This window comes from Clostridium tertium (assembly GCF_017873245.1).
Lineage (GTDB): Bacteria > Bacillota > Clostridia > Clostridiales > Clostridiaceae > Clostridium > Clostridium tertium.
This window is the reverse complement of the sequence record NZ_JAGGJY010000014.1, coordinates 69,190-85,946: the sequence shown is the minus strand read 5'-3', so window position 1 is coordinate 85,946 and position 16,757 is coordinate 69,190. Positions and strand designations below refer to the sequence as shown.

The window sequence follows — 16,757 nt, the reverse complement described above, 5'->3', positions numbered from 1 at the left end:
TATTAATTTCCTCCTAAATCTCCTAGCTCATATTGAACTAAAGAAGTAGCTACAAAACCTGCTGTCTCTGTTCTAAGGATTCTACTTCCTAAAGTTACTATATAAGCACCATTTTCTTTTAGTCTATTTATTTCATCTTCTTCAAATCCGCCTTCAGGACCAACTAGTATTCCAACAGTTTTTATTTTAGTTCTATCCAAATCAGTATGATTAAATAAAGTCTTAATTCCAAAGTTTTCAGCATTTTCGTATGGAACTATAACAATGTCTAAATTATTCATTTTATCTAAAGCTTCATCAAAGCTTATTGGATCCACAACATTTGGTATTATACTTCTTTTACTTTGTTTAGCTGCTTCTAGCGCTATTCTATTAAGCCTATCTAATTTCTTAAAATCACCTTTTAATTTTATATCAACTCTATCTGTTAAAGTTGGTATAAATTCAGTAATTCCAAGTTCTGTCCCCTTTTGAACTATTAAATCCATCTTTTGTGCCTTGGGCAAACCTTGAAACAAATATATTTTTACACTACTTTCATTGTTTATTTGAAGCTTTTCTTCTATTTCAACAATAACTTCTTGCTTAGTTATTGTTGAAATAGAAGCTAAAAATTCTTCACCATCACAATTATTTAAGACTATTTTATCCCCTTCATTTAGCCTTAGTACTTTATATAAATGTTTTACATCATCACCTAAGATTTTAGCTTCATTATCTATAAAATTTTCTTTAGGAGTAAAAAATTTATGCATTGTTCATTCTCCTTAAAACTATTTTACTTTGGCAACTATACAGTTCCATTCCCCATCTTTATTTATTTCTATTACTTCAAATCCAGTTTCTTCAAGTTTTTTAGTAACCATATCTACTCTATCATGTATTATTCCTGAAGTAATAAAGTATCCATTATCCTTTAAGACTCTTTTTACGTCTTCCGTTAAAATACATATAACTTCTGCAATTATGTTAGCAACAACTATATCTGCTTTTCCATCAATTACTTCTACTAAATTACCATATAATATTTGTATATTTTCCAAATTATTATATCCAACATTTTCTTTAGCAGATTCAACTGCAACTGGATCTAAATCAACTCCAACAGCCATTTTAGAACCAAGCTTTGCTGCTGCTATAGCAAGAATTCCTGAGCCACATCCAACGTCAAAAACAGTACTATCTTCCTTTACATACTTTTCTAAGGATTGAATACACATTCTTGTTGTTTCATGTGTACCTGTTCCAAAAGCCATACCAGGATCAAGCTCTACTACTAACTCTTCCCCCTGTGCATCATATTCTTCCCATATAGGCTTTACAACTATTTTTTCTCCAATCTTCGTTGGTTTATAATACTTTTTCCAGTTATTAGCCCAGTCTTCTTCAAACATTTTTTCACTTTCTACTTTAGCTACTCCTGTGTCAATTCCAAGCTCTTTAAGTTCATTCATCTTTTCATTTATATACTCTAATATCTCATCTATATTATCTTCTTCTGAGAAATAAGCTTTAACAACTGCAACCTTCCCCTTATGCTCTAATACATTAATATCTGCAAAATCCCAAGTTAATGGTCCTTGTTCTCTTTCTAATATATCATTCGGATCTTCAATTGCAACTCCTTTACAATCTAATCCATAAAATATTCCAGAAACAGGTTCTAGTGCCTCACTTTTAGTTATAACTCTAACTTCTATCCAAGTTCCTTGCATTTAAATCAGTCCTTTCAAACATACTTTGACTAATTTATTATTTTACACTTATGTTAACTTTCTGTCTATATTTAAAACTAAAGTAATTAATTCCTTTTAAATAAATAAAAAAAATTAAAAGTATTTGGAAGCCCCAAATACTTTTAATTTTTAACATATATTATTTTGCTGATTTAGCTGCTTCTAAAACTTTATCATAACTTGGTTCACTTGTTATTTCATCAAGATACTCAACAAAAGTTACAACTCCATTTGAATCTACAACAAATGATGCTCTTGTTAATAAACCTAATTCTTTTGCATAAGTTCCAGTAGCCTTAGCAAAACTTCTATCTTTGTAGTCTGATAAAGTCTTAACTTTTTCTACTCCTTCTGATCCACACCATCTAGCTTGTGCAAATGGTAAATCCATTGAAATAGTATAACATGTTACTCCATCTAAACTATCTACTTCTTTATTAAATCTTTTTACTTCCATATCACAAACTGGTGTATCTATTGAAGGTACTGTTAAAAATACCCTAACACCATTTGTATCTTTAAGAGTAAATTCTCCTAAATCATTTGTTGTAACTGAAAAATCCGACAACTTATCTCCAACACTTAATGTGTTTCCTTCTAATGTTATTGGTGATCCTTGAAATTTTACTTGTTTCATTTTACCCTTCTCCTTACTTTAAGATTTCTATTCTATCTTTTCCAAAATCTCATAAAATTATATATTTCAATTATACTTGATAATTATTATTTGTAAATACTTTTTATCGTTATAATTTTCTGCTGTAAGTGGAAGGCAATTAATTAAATTTTTATACAGCGTATTTATTTACTATTTCTTTAAAGCTTTCTTCTTTTTCTTCTAGATATTCTTCAAATTTTAAATCACTAACTTCTATAGCTTTAGAAAGTTCATATAAAAATTCTGGAATCTTATTGCCTGGAATATCTCCATAAGAATTGCCTAAATTTGTTTTTCCTACACCAAATGATCCACCAGCAAACATAGTGAAGCATTCCTCAATTTTTTCTCCTACTCTCTTCTTCTTACCAGTAAATCCTATAGATCCAATTTGATGAACCCCACAAGAATTTCCACACCCTGAAATATAGACTCTTGGTAATACATCTGATTTATATTCTTTATCTTTAAAATAATCCATAATTGAGTTTAACGTTCCTTGACTATTACATATTCCCACTTGACATGTTGGTACTCCTATACAAGATACACTTTGCTCGAAATTAGTTGTTGCCCCCATATTTTCAGTTAATTCTAATAGTTCTCTAGCTTCATTACCATTTAAGTTTCTAAAATAAACTCCTTCTGTCATAGCTAATCTAATTTCTATATCTTCAAAATTTTTAATTGTATCTAGAATTGCTTTTAAATCATTAGCAAGTAATTGCCCTCCAATCGGATGAAGATAAACACTATATAATCCTGTTTGTTTTTGGTCAATAATTCTTGGATTATTAATTTCTACTTCTATTCCTTTTTTATTACAAATTTTATCTTCAACTTGTATTTCTAAATTACCTTTTTCTATAACTTCTTCTATATGTTTTTTATAACATTCTAAGAAATCTTTCTCGCCCATTCTTTCTAAAATATATCTAACACGTGCTTTATTTCTATTTTCATAATTTCCTTCAGCCTTAAATAAGCTTACCATTGCTTCTACATAATAAAGTACATCTTTTGCTTCAATTAAATCATAATATTTAACTGCTTTTCTAGGATTTTGTCCTAAGCCTCCACCTAAATATATTTGAAAATACTTCTCTCCATCTTTATTAACTGCAACAAAACCTAAATCTTGAACAGTACAATGTGCTGAATCATATTCACTATTCGAAAATGAAACTTTAAGTTTTCTAGGAAGCTTATAAGTATAAATTCTTTCTAAAAAATAATTCCCTACAGCTTTTGCATAAGGAGTTACATCGAACTCTTCTTTTGGATCAACCCCAGATAGCGGTGACATAGCAACATTTCTTGGATAATTTCCTCCTGCACCTCTAGTATATATATCATTATCTAAAGCTTCCTTCATTAAATCACAAACTTCATCAATACTTAGACCATGTAGTTGTATTGCTTGACGTGTTGTTAAATGTATTTTATCCAATCCATATCTTTTTGCAAAATCATAAACCTTATACATTTCATCAATATTAGTTATACCTGAAGGAATCCTAAGTCTTATCATGAATTCTTTACCACCTCTATGAGCATATACACCAAATCCTCCAGATACATGCTTGAATTGCATTACATTTAATTCCCCATTTAAAAATTTATGTCCTTCTTTTCTAAATTCTTCTATTTCTCCATATAGAACTTCTTTTAATTTGTCCATTTCATACCACCTCTTTTATAAATTAGTACTATTGTTAATTATATCACTAAATATAATATACATTTATTGAATATTCCTATAGTAATAATAGGGAAAACTTATATTGTATATCATATCACTTTTAGTATTTTGTGCATATATCATATATTTTATAAAAAAAGAATTAGCAACATGCTAATTCTTTTATTTAAATAAATCTTTAAATCCTTTTTTATGATGGGTTCCTTCACCAACATTTTCTCCACAAGCTTCCATAAATGCTTTTAAAGCATCTTTTTGCTTATCATTTAAGTTTTTAGGAATATCAACAATTACCTTAACATATTGATCTCCTCTGCCTGATGAATTTACTCTTGGAACACCTTTTCCCTTTAATCTAAATAAAGTTCCTGATTGTGTTCCTGCAGGAATTGTATATTTTACATCTCCATCTACAGTTGCAACAGTTATTTCAGTTCCTAGCGCTGCTTTCCCCATAGATATATGAGTATCTATATATATATCATTTCCTTTTCTTGTAAACTTCTTAGATGAAGCAACATTTATTCTTACATATAAATCTCCTGGAGGACCATCATTAGTTCCATGATCTCCTTGCCCTCTAAGCGGCATAACATTTCCTGTATCAACTCCAGCTGGAATATTAACAGTTATTTTTCTGTTTTTTCTAACATTTCCTTTTCCATGACATGTAGTGCATGGATCATCTATTACTTTACCACTACCACCACACGTGCTACATGTTGAAGTACTTACAAAGCTTCCTAAAGGTGTTTGCCTTTGAACTCTTACTTGACCTTGACCATTACATGTTGGACAAGTTTTTGCTGAAGTACCTGTTTTAGCTCCACTACCTTTACATGAATCACAAGTTTCACTTCTATTTATAGAAATTTCCTTTTCTACTCCAAATATAGCCTCTTCAAAGGTTAAATTAACTGTATATTCTAAATCTGCACCTCTTTGTGGCCCATTTCTTCTTCTACTGCTACCACCGCCGCCGCCAAAGAAGCTATCAAATATATCTCCAAAACCTCCCATATCTGAGAAGTCAAAGCCACCAAACCCACCTGATCCAAATCCACTTCCGTCAAAATCCGCTGTTCCAAACTGATCATATCTCGCTTTTTTTTCTGGATCTGAAAGCACTTGATAAGCTTCATTTATTTCTTTAAACTTATCCTCTGCTTCTTTATTGCCTTGGTTTTTATCAGGATGATATTTTATAGCTAGCTTTCTAAAGGCCTTTTTTATTTCTTCATCTGAAGCTCCCTTTTGAAGCCCAAGGGATGCATAATAGTCTTTATTTGCCATCTATTTTCACCACCATTTTTTTACTTTATAAAAGGGAAGACGACTTATGCCTTCCCTCATATATTATATATATTAGACTAATAGGTTACAACTATTTATCGCCTTTAAAATATTATTTATCTTCTTTAACTTCGAAATCTGCATCTACAACATTATCATCTTGTGGAGTTTGGCTTGCACCTGCTCCTCCCATATTGTTTGGATCAAATCCAGCACCTGCTGCACCATTTGCATTTGCATCAGCATATATCTTTGATGATATCGCATAGAATTCTTGGTTTAATTCATCCATAGCTTTCTTTATAGCTTCTAAATCTTCGCCATCTTTTACTTTGTTTAATTCATCAAGTTTAGCTTGAACCTTAGCTTTATCGTCAGCTGTTACTTTATCACCAAGTTCTTCTAAAGTTTTAGTTGTTTGATAAGCAACTTGATCTGCATTATTTTTAACTTCTATTTTTTCTTTTCTCTTCTTATCTTCTTCTGCAAATCTTTCTGCTTCTTTTACTGCTGCTTCTACTTCAGATTCACTTAAGTTAGTTGAAGCTGTAATAGTTATATTAGCTTCTTTATTAGTTGCTTTATCAACAGCTGATACTTTAACTAATCCATTTGCATCTATATCAAATGTAACTTCAATTTGTGGAATTCCTCTAGGAGCTGGCGCAATACCTGATAATGTAAATCTACCTAGAGTCTTATTGTCAGCTGCCATTTGTCTTTCACCTTGAACTACATGAATTTCAACTGATGTTTGACCATCTGCTGCAGTTGAGAATGTTTGACTCTTCTTAGCTGGAATTGTAGTATTTCTTTCAATAAGTGGTGTAGCAACTCCACCTAATGTTTCAATTCCTAATGTTAATGGAGTAACATCTAGTAACAATACATCTTTAACTTCTCCAGTTAATACACCTGCTTGAATAGCTGCTCCAACTGCAACACATTCATCTGGGTTTACTCCCTTTGAAGGTTCTTTTCCAGTAAAGTTTTTAACTGCTTCTACAACAGCTGGGATTCTTGTTGATCCCCCAACTAATATTACCTTATTGATATCACTTAATGAAAGATTTGCATCTGCTAAAGCTTTTTTCATTGGCTCAATTGATCTTTGAACTAAGTCATGAGTTATTTCATTGAATTTAGCTCTAGTTAAGTTCATATCAATATGCTTTGGACCTGTTGCATCTGCTGTTATAAATGGTAAGTTAATGTTTGTTTGCATTGATGATGATAATTCAATCTTAGCTTTTTCAGCAGCTTCTTTTAATCTTTGAAGTGCCATTTTATCATTTCTTAAATCTATTCCATTTTCAGCCTTAAATGTTTCAGCTATATGATCCATTATTCTTTGGTCAAAGTCATCTCCACCTAATTTAGTATCTCCATTTGTTGATAAAACTTCGAATACTCCATCACCAAGTTCTAAGATAGATACGTCGAATGTACCACCACCTAAGTCATAAACAAAGATTTTTTGATTTGTATCCATTTTATCTAAACCATAAGCTAAAGCAGCTGCTGTAGGTTCATTTATTATTCTTAATACTTCTAATCCAGCTATTTTACCAGCATCTTTAGTCGCTTGTCTTTCTGAGTCATTAAAATATGCAGGAACTGTTATAACTGCTTGAGTTACAGCTTCTCCTAAATAAGCTTCTGCATCAGCTTTTATTTTTTGAAGTACCATTGCTGATATTTCTTGTGGTGAATGATCTTTGCCATCTATATTAACTTTATAATTTGTACCCATATGTCTCTTTATTGATATTATTGTTTTATCTGGGTTTGTGATCGCTTGTCTTTTAGCTACTTGACCTACTAATCTTTCTCCATTTGCTTGGAATGAAACTACTGATGGAGTAGTTCTTGCCCCTTCTGAGTTGCTGATTACTACTGGTTCTCCACCTTCCATAACAGCTACACATGAGTTAGTTGTTCCTAAATCAATTCCTATTATTTTTCCCATAATTTATTTCCTCCTAAAAACTATCTTTTTAATAAGTTTAGTTAATATCAATATTAGTTAGCTACTTTTACCATTGTATATCTAATTATCTTTTCGCCTCTTTTATATCCCTTTTGGAATACTTCAACTACTGAATTAGTACCAAATGATTCATCTTGAACGTGCATAACTGCTTGATGTAGATTTGGATCAAATTCACCAGTTGCATCTATTTCTTCAACTCCTAATTTTTCAAAGGATCCTTTAAAACCTTTTATAGTCATATCTATTCCTTTTTTGAAGTCTTCTACACTTCCATCAACAGCTATTGCTCTTTCTAATGTATCTAATACTGGAATCATTTCTTTTAATACATCTGTACACGCCTCTGTATAAATGCCTTCTTTTTCCTTAGTTGTTCTTTTTCTGTAATTATCATATTCTGCTGATATTCTAAGTAATCTTTCTTTTAAAGCTTCTACTTCATTGTTTAGCTTCTTATTTTCATCTTTTAATTTTCTCATATTATCTAGATCATTTTCCTTATCATTATTTTCTTCAACTATATCATCTGAAGATTGATCTGTTTCTGATTCAGTAGTAGAATTTACATCCTCATTATTTTCTGTTTCAACTGTTTCTTCTATATCTTCTATTACCTCTTTGTTATCTTCCACAACAACACCTCATCTCTTTTATTCTATAATTTGATTTCTTAAGCTTTTATTTAACTCTTTCATAACTTGCCCCATAATAGCTATAACCTTAGAGTAATTTATCCTCTTTGGTCCAATTAATCCAATCTTACCAATAGGTCTTCCATCCAATGAATACTCCGCTGATATAATTGAACAATCCTTAGCCTCTGGAAAATAATTTTCATCACCTATTCTTATGGTAATATCACTACTAGGTTCTATCAAATCTATTAAATTATCTTTATCATTAATTAAAGAAAGAATTTCCTTAGCTTTTTCAATATTATTATACTCAGGATAATTAAATATATTTGTAGTTCCTTCAACAAATACTTCTGTATTGTTAGCTTCTTTTAATGTTTCATATAAAGCAGGTAATATTCCATTAAATAGTTCATCGTAGCCATTTAATTCTACTTTGAGCTTATTAATTACTTCCAAATTAATTTCTTCAATAGTTAGATTCCTTAGCCTTATATTTAAGACTTCATTTATCATTCGAATAGTTTCAGGCTTTGGCATATTATTTATTCTTATTCTGTGATTCTTAATAATTCCACTATCTGCTACTATTACTGAAACCAAATTATGACTATCAATAGTAAGTAATTGAATAGATCTTATATAGCTACTTCTTACAGATGGAGTCTGTACTACAGTAGTTAAATTAGTAAGCTCTGACAACAATGAACAAGCTTGCTTTACTATCTTATCAACCTCATACATTGCTGAATTTATAATGTACTCCCTTATTTTAAGCTCCTCTTCTCGAGTTAGCCTTCCAGTTTCCATTAGCTTATCTACATATAGCCTATATCCTTTGTTTGAAGGTATTCTACCTGCAGATGTATGTGGTTGCTCTAGATAACCCATTTCTTCTAAATCAGCCATTTCATTTCTTATTGTAGCTGATCCAACTCCTAAATCATATTTCTTAGCTATTGTCCTTGAACCTACTGGTTCCCCTGTCATGATATAGTCATTAATGATAGCCTGAAGTATTTTTATTTTTCTTTCATCAATAGCCATTACATCACCTCTATCTGTTAGCACTCATTATAATCGAGTGCTAATGACTACAATATCAATATATTCCTTATTACCTTTTTTGTCAATTTGAATAACTTATAAATTAAATAACCTCATTTAATTTTATTAATTTATCACTATTTTTCTCTACTTTTTTAACATATTCTCTTGTTTTCTAGGCACTCCATTTTATAATATAAAATCACTCATAACCAAATTAGATAACTCAATCCCTTTATCAGTTAGCCTTAAAATATCATTTTCTAATACAAGTAACTTTTTGTTTATATTTTTCTCTATAACATCTTTATATATACTATTTATGTGTATTCCAAATCTTCCTTTAAATTCATTAATGCTTACTCCTACATTCATTCTAAGTCCCATAAATATAAATTCTTCCATATTATCTTCTTTTGAATTTTCAATTACTTCTTCTATGACACTCTCGTTACTATTAACTTTTTCTATATAAGACTTTACATCTTCTATATTTTTTATTCTTTTTCCATCTATAAATGAACTTGAAGCAGATCCAACTCCCAAATAATCATCACATCGCCAATAAACCTTATTATGATAGCACTCATACCCTGGTTTTGAATAATTAGATATTTCATACTGATTATATCCATGCTCCTTAAGTATTTCCTTAGTAGTTGAATACATCTCCCTCTCATCATCCTCTGAAGGTAATATTAGTTTGTTTCTTTTCCATAGTTTATAAAATGCTGTTCCTTCCTCTATAATCAGACTATACGCAGAAATATGCTCTGGGTTTAACTTTGCAATTGTTTCTAGAGATTCTTTCCACTCATCTACTTTTTGATTTGGCAATCCAAACATCAGATCTACATTTATATTCTTAAAGCCAACTTTCCTAGCTAAATTGAAATTTTCTTCAAATTGCTTAAAACTATGTATTCTTCCTATATCTTTTAAAAGTGAATTTTGTACTGCTTGAAGTCCCATGCTTATTCTATTTACACCACCACTTAGCATAGTTTCTAATTTTTCTTTTTCTAATGCTCCAGGATTACATTCCATAGTAAATTCCATATTTTCAGTTATATTAAGTTTACTTATAGTTTTTAGTAATTTATATATTTGATTAATTTCCAAATAAGATGGAGTTCCTCCGCCTATAAATATACTTTTTATTTTATAGTCTATTACTTTTTCATCTATTTCCTTGCATAATGCATCTACATAATCATCTTTAAGATGATCTAATGAAGCATAAGATGGAAAATCACAATAAAAACATTTTTGTTTACAAAACGGTATATGTATATAAAGTGCTATTTCTTTTAAATCTTTCATTTGTATAATCACTCTTTCTATCATTTAAATTTCTCTTTATTGCTATTATACAGAACTACTCCAAAATGAAAAGATAAAAAATAGGAGAATAAATTATATAATATAATTTATTCTCCTATTTTTATATTTCTATAAGATCTATATTAATAATGTTGTGTAATACTATGTCCTTCTGCGCTCGTCGAATCTTTGTATCGATTACATTACCTTCTAAATTCACCTTCATTGTTGCATTTAATCCATTTCTTAAAATATATGTTTCTAATTTATGACTAACCATTGATATTAATGATGTTTCTCCATTTTTTCTTTTAATGGTACCAGTTACTAACCCTGAATTTCTTAATACTTTTCCCTTCTTTTTTAAATCCCTCAATTTTGCCTCTAGCATAACATACACCTCACTTAAATATTTTATACAATTTAAATATATTTTCCTTTATTAACTTTAATTACAAATATATTTATTAAGTAAATAATTTTATAAAAAATTTATATATTCTACTGATTGCCTACATAATTAAGATAATTCCCTATTAAATTTTTATTGTAACTTCTATGTCAATAACTCTTTAATTGAATATATTATCTATAGATTATCACTTGAAAAATAGTTTGTATAAGGAGAGATTTATTTTGAAAACATTTAAAATACTCGCCTTCGATGGTGGTGGAATTAAAGGTGCTTTAAGTGTCGAAATTTTAAATAGAATTTGTTCGAAATATCCCAACTTTTTAGATGAAGTAGATTTATTTACAGGCACTTCAACTGGTTCAATAATTGCTTCATTGCTAGCAAAAGAGGTTTCTATTAATGAAATAAGTAATTTATACAGTAATCCTACTGCAAAAAAAATTTTTTCTCCATCTCATTTTAATTTATTTCGTCCCAAGTTTAATAATATTAATTTGAAGAATATTATCTCAAATTATTTCGATGACAACCTAAAAGTTGGAGACTTAAAAAAATTTATTTTTATTCCTGCTTTTCATGTAAAGGGATTAAACAAAAATACTTGGGAACCAATATTCTTTAATAATTTATCTAAAAATCCAACATGTGATTTTAGTGTAAAAGATACTATCTTATCAAGCTCAGCTGCCCCTACATACTTTCCATCATATAAAGGTTTTGTCGATGGAGGCGTTATTGCTAATTCTCCTACAGCTATTTCATTGTTAGCCGCTTTAGCAGCTCTTGGCCCTTCTTATAACCTAGAGCAGATAAGACTGCTTTCTATAGGTACTGGTGATAGTCCTGAAAGGATTAACGGCAAAACAGAAAAATGGGGAATTTTACAATGGTCATTTCACCCCTTAGCTAAAATGAAATCCCCATTATTAGCTCTTTTAATGGATGGAATGTCAGATTTAGAAGATATGTACTGCAAAGAAATTTTAAAATCTAAATATTTTAGGATAAATCCAAAGGTCTCTAAGTTTATTGAAATGGATGATTATAAATTTATTCCTTACTTGAAGTTAATAGCTAATACTTATGACTTATCATCTTTATACAATTATATCGAAAATATTTATTTAAAATAATTTAATATAATGCACAACTTTAGGTAAATTTAAATATAATAAATTATAATATTACCACCTTACTCTTATAGTTATCTATCAAAAAAGCTAAGTTTCTTTATGAAACTTAGCCTTTTTGATATTTGAATTTATTTATCTACTTTAAGAACTGCCATGAATGCTTCTTGTGGTATTTCAACTGATCCCACTTGTCTCATTCTCTTCTTTCCTTCTTTTTGCTTTTCTAATAGCTTTTTCTTTCTTGATATATCTCCACCGTAACATTTAGCAAGAACATCTTTTCTCATAGCCTTAACTGTTTCTCTTGCTATTATCTTTGAACCAACTGCTGCTTGAATTGGAACTTCAAACATTTGTCTCGGAATTATTTCTTTTAACTTTTCAGCAATTCCTCTTCCTTTTTCATAAGCTTTTTCTCTTGGTACTATCATAGATAATGCATCTACAACATCTCCATTTAACATTATATCAAGCTTAACTAGTTCAGTTTGAGTATATCCTTTAAATTCATAATCTAATGATGCATATCCTCTTGTTCTAGATTTTAATGTATCAAAGAAATCATATACTATTTCATTTAATGGAATATCATAATTTATAGAAACTCTTGTTTCCTCTAAATATTGCATATCAATAAAAGTTCCTCTTCTTTCTTGACATAATTCCATTACAGCTCCAACATAATCAGAAGGTGCTATTATACTTGCCTTAACTATTGGTTCTTCCATGTACTCTATCTCTGTTGCTTCTGGAAGATTTGTAGGATTTGTAAGTTCTATTATATCACCATTAGTTTTTATTACCTTGTATATAACTGATGGTGCAGTTGTAATTATATCTAAATTAAATTCTCTTTCAATTCTTTCTTGAATTATTTCCATGTGTAATAATCCTAAGAATCCGCATCTAAACCCAAACCCTAAAGCTATAGATGTTTCTGGCTCAAAGCTTAAAGCAGCATCATTTATTTGAAGCTTTTCTAAAGCATCTTTAAGTTCTTGATATTTTGCTCCATCTACAGGATAAATTCCTGAATAAACCATTGGTACTGCTGGTTTATAACCTGGCAGTGCTTCAGCTGTTGGTCTATCAGCTTCAGTTATAGTATCACCAACTCTTGCATCTCTTACATTTTTAATAGATGCAGCAATATATCCTACATCTCCTGCACGCAATTCACCTATCGGTAGTGTCTTAGGCGTAAACACACCTACTTCAGTTACTTCACATACCTTATTTGTAGCCATTAACTTAATTTTAGTTCCTGGTTTAACTACGCCATCAAATATTCTTACATATGAAACAACACCCTTATAACTATCATAATATGAATCAAATATTAATGCTTTAAGAGGCGCCTCTTCATCTCCATCTGGTGCAGGTATATTTTCTACTACAGTTTCTAAAACATCTCCTATATTTAGACCTGTTTTAGCAGATATCATTGGTGCATCTTGTGCTTCTATACCGATTATATCTTCTATTTCTTGCTTAACTTCATCTGGTCTTGCAGATTGTAAGTCAACTTTATTTATTACCGGAGCTATTTCTAAATCATTATTTAATGCTAAATAACAATTTGCCAAAGTTTGTGCTTGAACTCCTTGTGTAGCATCTACAACTAAAACTGCTCCTTCACATGCAGCTAAGCTTCTTGAAACTTCATATGTAAAATCTACGTGACCAGGAGTATCTATTAAATTTAATATATACTCTTCTCCATCTGATCTTCTATATATAAGTCTTGCTGCTTGAGACTTAATAGTTATTCCTCTTTCTCTTTCTATTTCCATATTGTCAAGGATTTGCTCTTCCATTTCTCTTTGTGTTAGAGTTCCTGTGGCTTCTAATAATCTATCAGCTAGGGTTGACTTCCCATGATCTATATGGGCAACTATTGAAAAATTTCTAATATGTTTTTGTCTATTACTACTCATATATAAAACTACAACCGTTTTTTTGGTTAATAGTCACTTCACCCCCATTATAATTAAATCAAAGTAAATTATATCACAATGCCTAGGATACATGTCAATATAAATGTGAAGTTGTTAAACGCTGTAAAATACTATATCTAATTAGATTTTTCTAAAAAGTCATCAACTATTTTATCTAATTTATCACTATTAGTATTTATATTTTTATCTTTAGGTTCTATATTATTTTCATCGTGTTGATTACTTTCATTTATATCTTCTTGACTATTTTCATTTATAGAATTTGTTTCCTCATCCTTGTCATCACTCTTTATTTTATCATTAATTTTATTCTTTATACTATTAAATCCATTATATATACTACTACCTAACATGTAAATTTTTTCTGTTACTGGATTATTAGCATTTATCATAAACTCTTTATCTGATACCTTTATGGTTGTATTTTCATTATTTTCATCTGTGGTATAGATTTTAATTTCTGCATTATCCCTTATAAATTCCTCAAAATCTTCTCCAAATTCTTCTTTTACTAACTGATAATTATCTTCTCCATTCCCAATTGGTGATAATGCTCTAGTATTTACAATATTAATTTGAACAAAACCAATAAATATTAATAATGAAAATATTAATGTTCCTATTAAGACTTTTTTATTAAACAAAAAAGCACCCCCTAGTATTTTTATTATCTAAAAGGATGCTCATAAATATCAAATTTTATTCAATTTTAATTCCTATTTAAGTGTTCTGCCAAAACTCTTGCTATATATTTTGCAGTTAATTTTGCTTCTTGAGCAGTATTTACATTTGCACCTACTTCTATAAGTACAAAATTGTCACTTAAGCTATAATTGATAGATGTTGCTGCAATTTCATATTCATAAGTGTTTCTAATTATCCCTGGAAATAAAGTATTAGCAGTATTATACAATTCATCCACCAAGGCTTTATTAGCTTCATATCTTGTACTGTTTTGTCCTGTAACAAACATCATCTTAGCTAAATTTTGATCATTTAAATTAACTGTTACTGCATCTTTATTAGCTACGCTATCTCTATGCAAGTCTATTATTATTTTAAAATCACCATACTTATTCAAATAATTTGTTAACGTCTGATTGGATCTTGTATAAGAATCATTATAAGAAACACTATGATTTGTCTTATCGTGAATTACCGATATTCCATACCCTTCTTCTAGTTCCTTCGATAAAACATCACCAACACCTACAACATTAAAGTTACTATCAGTAGTATCTTTTCCTGCTTCTGCATAGTTTTCTGTTGTATGTGTATGGAATATAAGGACTTCTGGCTTTGAGTTATCTAATGCTTTCTTTAAGCTTGGATCATATGCTGCACTTACCTTATTTAATTCTGCAATTTCCTCTGAGGTCATTTTAGCTATACTTTCGTTTTTCAATGAAAACGGTGTTAAACCTTTTATTGCTGATCCTAAAGCAGAATCTCCTAAAATACTGTCTTTAAACAAGCTTATTTCTCTTCCAACTATTCCATAAGTACTAAATCCTCTAAGACCTAAAGCTTCTAACGCTACATTCTTTACTGAAAGGTTATTTTCTGCATACTCACCTTCATCATACACTTGAGTTTTAACAACTGGCATAGTAAAGTTTAACATTTGAACATATGCATAGCCACCTCGCTCATTGTATTTATTTATAACTCCCATTGCTCTTATAAAAAATACAATAACAGCAAGTATAATTATTACATATCCAAAATTAAAGCCTGATTTAGGTGAGGCTGGTTTTCCCCTAACACTTCTTAGTTTTTGCTTAGGTATAGTTTGTCTTAATGAATACAACGGCAACTCCCCCTTTTCTATATTATTTATATTAGGGGAGTTACATAATTATTAATACTTTTATTAAATTTATTTAATTAATTCATAAATTTATTTATATCTTCCATATCCAAATTAGGTTGTACTGCCATGTTTATTCCATTAGCAATTATTTTTGCTAAAGATTCTATAACCGCATCAACATCTTTAGGAGTTACCATTAAATCTCCAACAAATGGATCTAATATTTCTTTTATTAAATTGCTCTTTTCAACTTTATCCACTGACTTTAACATATTATAAAACTCTTTTCCACTTTCTGCCTTACTTATGAGTTCATCAAGCAATAAATCAATAGTATCATTTGCTATTGTTGATGCATGAACTACAGTTGGAACTCCAATTGCAATAACCTTTACTCCTAACACTTCTTCATTTATTTTCATTCTATGATTGCCAACGCCTGCTCCTGGAGAAATTCCAGTATCACTTATTTGAATAGTTCTATTAACTCTTTCTAATTTTCTAGATCCTAATGCATCTATACATATGACTAAATCTGGTTTTATTCTATCTACTAAAGACTTTACTATTTCTCCTGTTTCTATTCCAGTAACACCTAAAACACCTGGTGATATACAACAAACGGGTCTTACTGAATCATCTATTGCATCTGGCATCACTTGTTTTAAATGTCTAGTTACCATAATTTTTTCTGTTACCTTTGGTCCAAGTGCATCAGGAGTTACATTCCAGTTTCCAAGTCCAACAACTAAAGCTGTCTTTTCTTCTGAGATATCAACCATTCTTTTTAACACATTGTCAACAACCTTAGATACTTTATCCATAGATTCTCCATCATAGTGTGTAAATTCTGGAAAATCTATAGTTATATAATTCCCCTTAGGTTTTCCAAGTTCCTTTCCTGCTTCATCACTTTCTATAGTTACTGTAGTTATTTTTATATCATCTTCCTTTTCTTCTTCTACAATAACTCCATCAAGTTCTCTTTTATTTTCTTTTGTATACATGTCTCGTGCTTCTATAGCTAAATCTGTTCTTACATTTATCATAC

At 29.9% G+C, this 16,757-nt stretch carries 15 protein-coding genes; 1 reads left to right on the top strand and 14 read right to left on the bottom strand.

Features of this window, described 5'->3' with window-relative positions:
- Positions 1 to 2 precede the first annotated feature (2 nt).
- The 10 genes from J2Z25_RS14660 to J2Z25_RS14615 form a co-directional block, all read right to left on the bottom strand.
- Positions 3 to 755: an RsmE family RNA methyltransferase gene (locus J2Z25_RS14660; protein WP_209741122.1), complete on the bottom strand. Its 753-nt coding sequence runs from the start codon at positions 753 to 755 to the stop codon at positions 3 to 5.
- 18 nt (positions 756 to 773) lie between these two features.
- A complete protein-coding gene (prmA, locus tag J2Z25_RS14655; RefSeq protein WP_209741121.1) occupies positions 774 to 1,715 on the bottom strand; it encodes a 50S ribosomal protein L11 methyltransferase in 942 nt (313 codons plus the stop codon).
- A 160-nt stretch (positions 1,716 to 1,875) separates the two neighbouring features.
- Positions 1,876 to 2,373, bottom strand: coding sequence for a thiol peroxidase (tpx, locus tag J2Z25_RS14650; RefSeq protein WP_209741120.1), 498 nt, complete (start codon positions 2,371 to 2,373; stop codon positions 1,876 to 1,878).
- Positions 2,374 to 2,524: 151 nt separating this feature from the next.
- On the bottom strand, positions 2,525 to 4,075 hold the full coding sequence (locus tag J2Z25_RS14645; protein WP_209741119.1) for a nitrite/sulfite reductase: 1,551 nt from the start codon (positions 4,073 to 4,075) through the stop codon (positions 2,525 to 2,527).
- A gap of 183 nt (positions 4,076 to 4,258) precedes the next feature.
- Entirely contained in the window at positions 4,259 to 5,389 is a 1,131-nt protein-coding gene (dnaJ, locus tag J2Z25_RS14640; RefSeq protein ID WP_111931723.1) for a molecular chaperone DnaJ, read from the bottom strand.
- Between the two features lie 112 nt (positions 5,390 to 5,501).
- The gene (gene dnaK, locus J2Z25_RS14635; protein WP_209741118.1) at positions 5,502 to 7,358 is read right to left on the bottom strand and encodes a molecular chaperone DnaK; all 1,857 of its coding nucleotides are present in this window, start codon (positions 7,356 to 7,358) and stop codon (positions 5,502 to 5,504) included.
- Between the two features lie 53 nt (positions 7,359 to 7,411).
- Complete coding sequence (grpE, locus tag J2Z25_RS14630; RefSeq protein ID WP_209741117.1) at positions 7,412 to 8,014, bottom strand: nucleotide exchange factor GrpE; 603 nt, start codon at positions 8,012 to 8,014, stop codon at positions 7,412 to 7,414.
- An 18-nt stretch (positions 8,015 to 8,032) separates the two neighbouring features.
- Positions 8,033 to 9,064: a heat-inducible transcriptional repressor HrcA gene (gene hrcA / locus J2Z25_RS14625; RefSeq protein ID WP_008677301.1), complete on the bottom strand. Its 1,032-nt coding sequence runs from the start codon at positions 9,062 to 9,064 to the stop codon at positions 8,033 to 8,035.
- Positions 9,065 to 9,253: 189 nt separating this feature from the next.
- On the bottom strand, positions 9,254 to 10,411 hold the full coding sequence (gene hemW / locus J2Z25_RS14620; protein ID WP_425340186.1) for a radical SAM family heme chaperone HemW: 1,158 nt from the start codon (positions 10,409 to 10,411) through the stop codon (positions 9,254 to 9,256).
- Between the two features lie 97 nt (positions 10,412 to 10,508).
- Positions 10,509 to 10,778, bottom strand: coding sequence for a hypothetical protein (locus J2Z25_RS14615; RefSeq protein ID WP_008677297.1), 270 nt, complete (start codon positions 10,776 to 10,778; stop codon positions 10,509 to 10,511).
- 245 nt (positions 10,779 to 11,023) lie between these two features.
- Here J2Z25_RS14615 and J2Z25_RS14610 point away from each other — a divergent pair, with 245 nt between their 5' ends.
- Positions 11,024 to 11,935 (top strand): patatin-like phospholipase family protein, encoded by a 912-nt coding sequence (locus J2Z25_RS14610; protein ID WP_209741116.1) that lies wholly within the window; start codon positions 11,024 to 11,026, stop codon positions 11,933 to 11,935.
- Positions 11,936 to 12,063: 128 nt separating this feature from the next.
- Here J2Z25_RS14610 and lepA read toward each other — a convergent pair whose 3' ends face one another.
- From lepA to gpr, 4 genes are all read right to left on the bottom strand, one after another.
- The gene (gene lepA, locus J2Z25_RS14605; protein WP_209741115.1) at positions 12,064 to 13,872 is read right to left on the bottom strand and encodes a translation elongation factor 4; all 1,809 of its coding nucleotides are present in this window, start codon (positions 13,870 to 13,872) and stop codon (positions 12,064 to 12,066) included.
- A 137-nt stretch (positions 13,873 to 14,009) separates the two neighbouring features.
- Positions 14,010 to 14,537, bottom strand: coding sequence for a hypothetical protein (locus J2Z25_RS14600; RefSeq protein WP_209741114.1), 528 nt, complete (start codon positions 14,535 to 14,537; stop codon positions 14,010 to 14,012).
- A gap of 65 nt (positions 14,538 to 14,602) precedes the next feature.
- A complete protein-coding gene (locus J2Z25_RS14595; RefSeq protein WP_209741113.1) occupies positions 14,603 to 15,703 on the bottom strand; it encodes a stage II sporulation protein P in 1,101 nt (366 codons plus the stop codon).
- A gap of 77 nt (positions 15,704 to 15,780) precedes the next feature.
- Entirely contained in the window at positions 15,781 to 16,755 is a 975-nt protein-coding gene (gpr, locus tag J2Z25_RS14590; protein WP_008677291.1) for a GPR endopeptidase, read from the bottom strand.
- Positions 16,756 to 16,757: the final 2 nt, after the last annotated feature.

Bases quoted from the DNA above. Each gene is read 5' to 3' on its own strand.
- J2Z25_RS14660 (WP_209741122.1), bottom strand. From the start codon at position 755: ATGCATAAATTTTTTACTCCTAAAGAAAATTTTATAGATAATGAAGCT.
- prmA (WP_209741121.1), bottom strand. From the start codon at position 1,715: ATGCAAGGAACTTGGATAGAAGTTAGAGTTATAACTAAAAGTGAGGCA.
- tpx (WP_209741120.1), bottom strand. From the start codon at position 2,373: ATGAAACAAGTAAAATTTCAAGGATCACCAATAACATTAGAAGGAAAC.
- J2Z25_RS14645 (WP_209741119.1), bottom strand. From the start codon at position 4,075: ATGGACAAATTAAAAGAAGTTCTATATGGAGAAATAGAAGAATTTAGA.
- dnaJ (WP_111931723.1), bottom strand. From the start codon at position 5,389: ATGGCAAATAAAGACTATTATGCATCCCTTGGGCTTCAAAAGGGAGCT.
- dnaK (WP_209741118.1), bottom strand. From the start codon at position 7,358: ATGGGAAAAATAATAGGAATTGATTTAGGAACAACTAACTCATGTGTA.
- hrcA (WP_008677301.1), bottom strand. From the start codon at position 9,064: ATGGCTATTGATGAAAGAAAAATAAAAATACTTCAGGCTATCATTAAT.
- hemW (WP_425340186.1), bottom strand. From the start codon at position 10,411: ATGATAGAAAGAGTGATTATACAAATGAAAGATTTAAAAGAAATAGCA.
- J2Z25_RS14615 (WP_008677297.1), bottom strand. From the start codon at position 10,778: ATGCTAGAGGCAAAATTGAGGGATTTAAAAAAGAAGGGAAAAGTATTA.
- lepA (WP_209741115.1), bottom strand. From the start codon at position 13,872: ATGAGTAGTAATAGACAAAAACATATTAGAAATTTTTCAATAGTTGCC.
- gpr (WP_008677291.1), bottom strand. From the start codon at position 16,755: ATGATAAATGTAAGAACAGATTTAGCTATAGAAGCACGAGACATGTAT.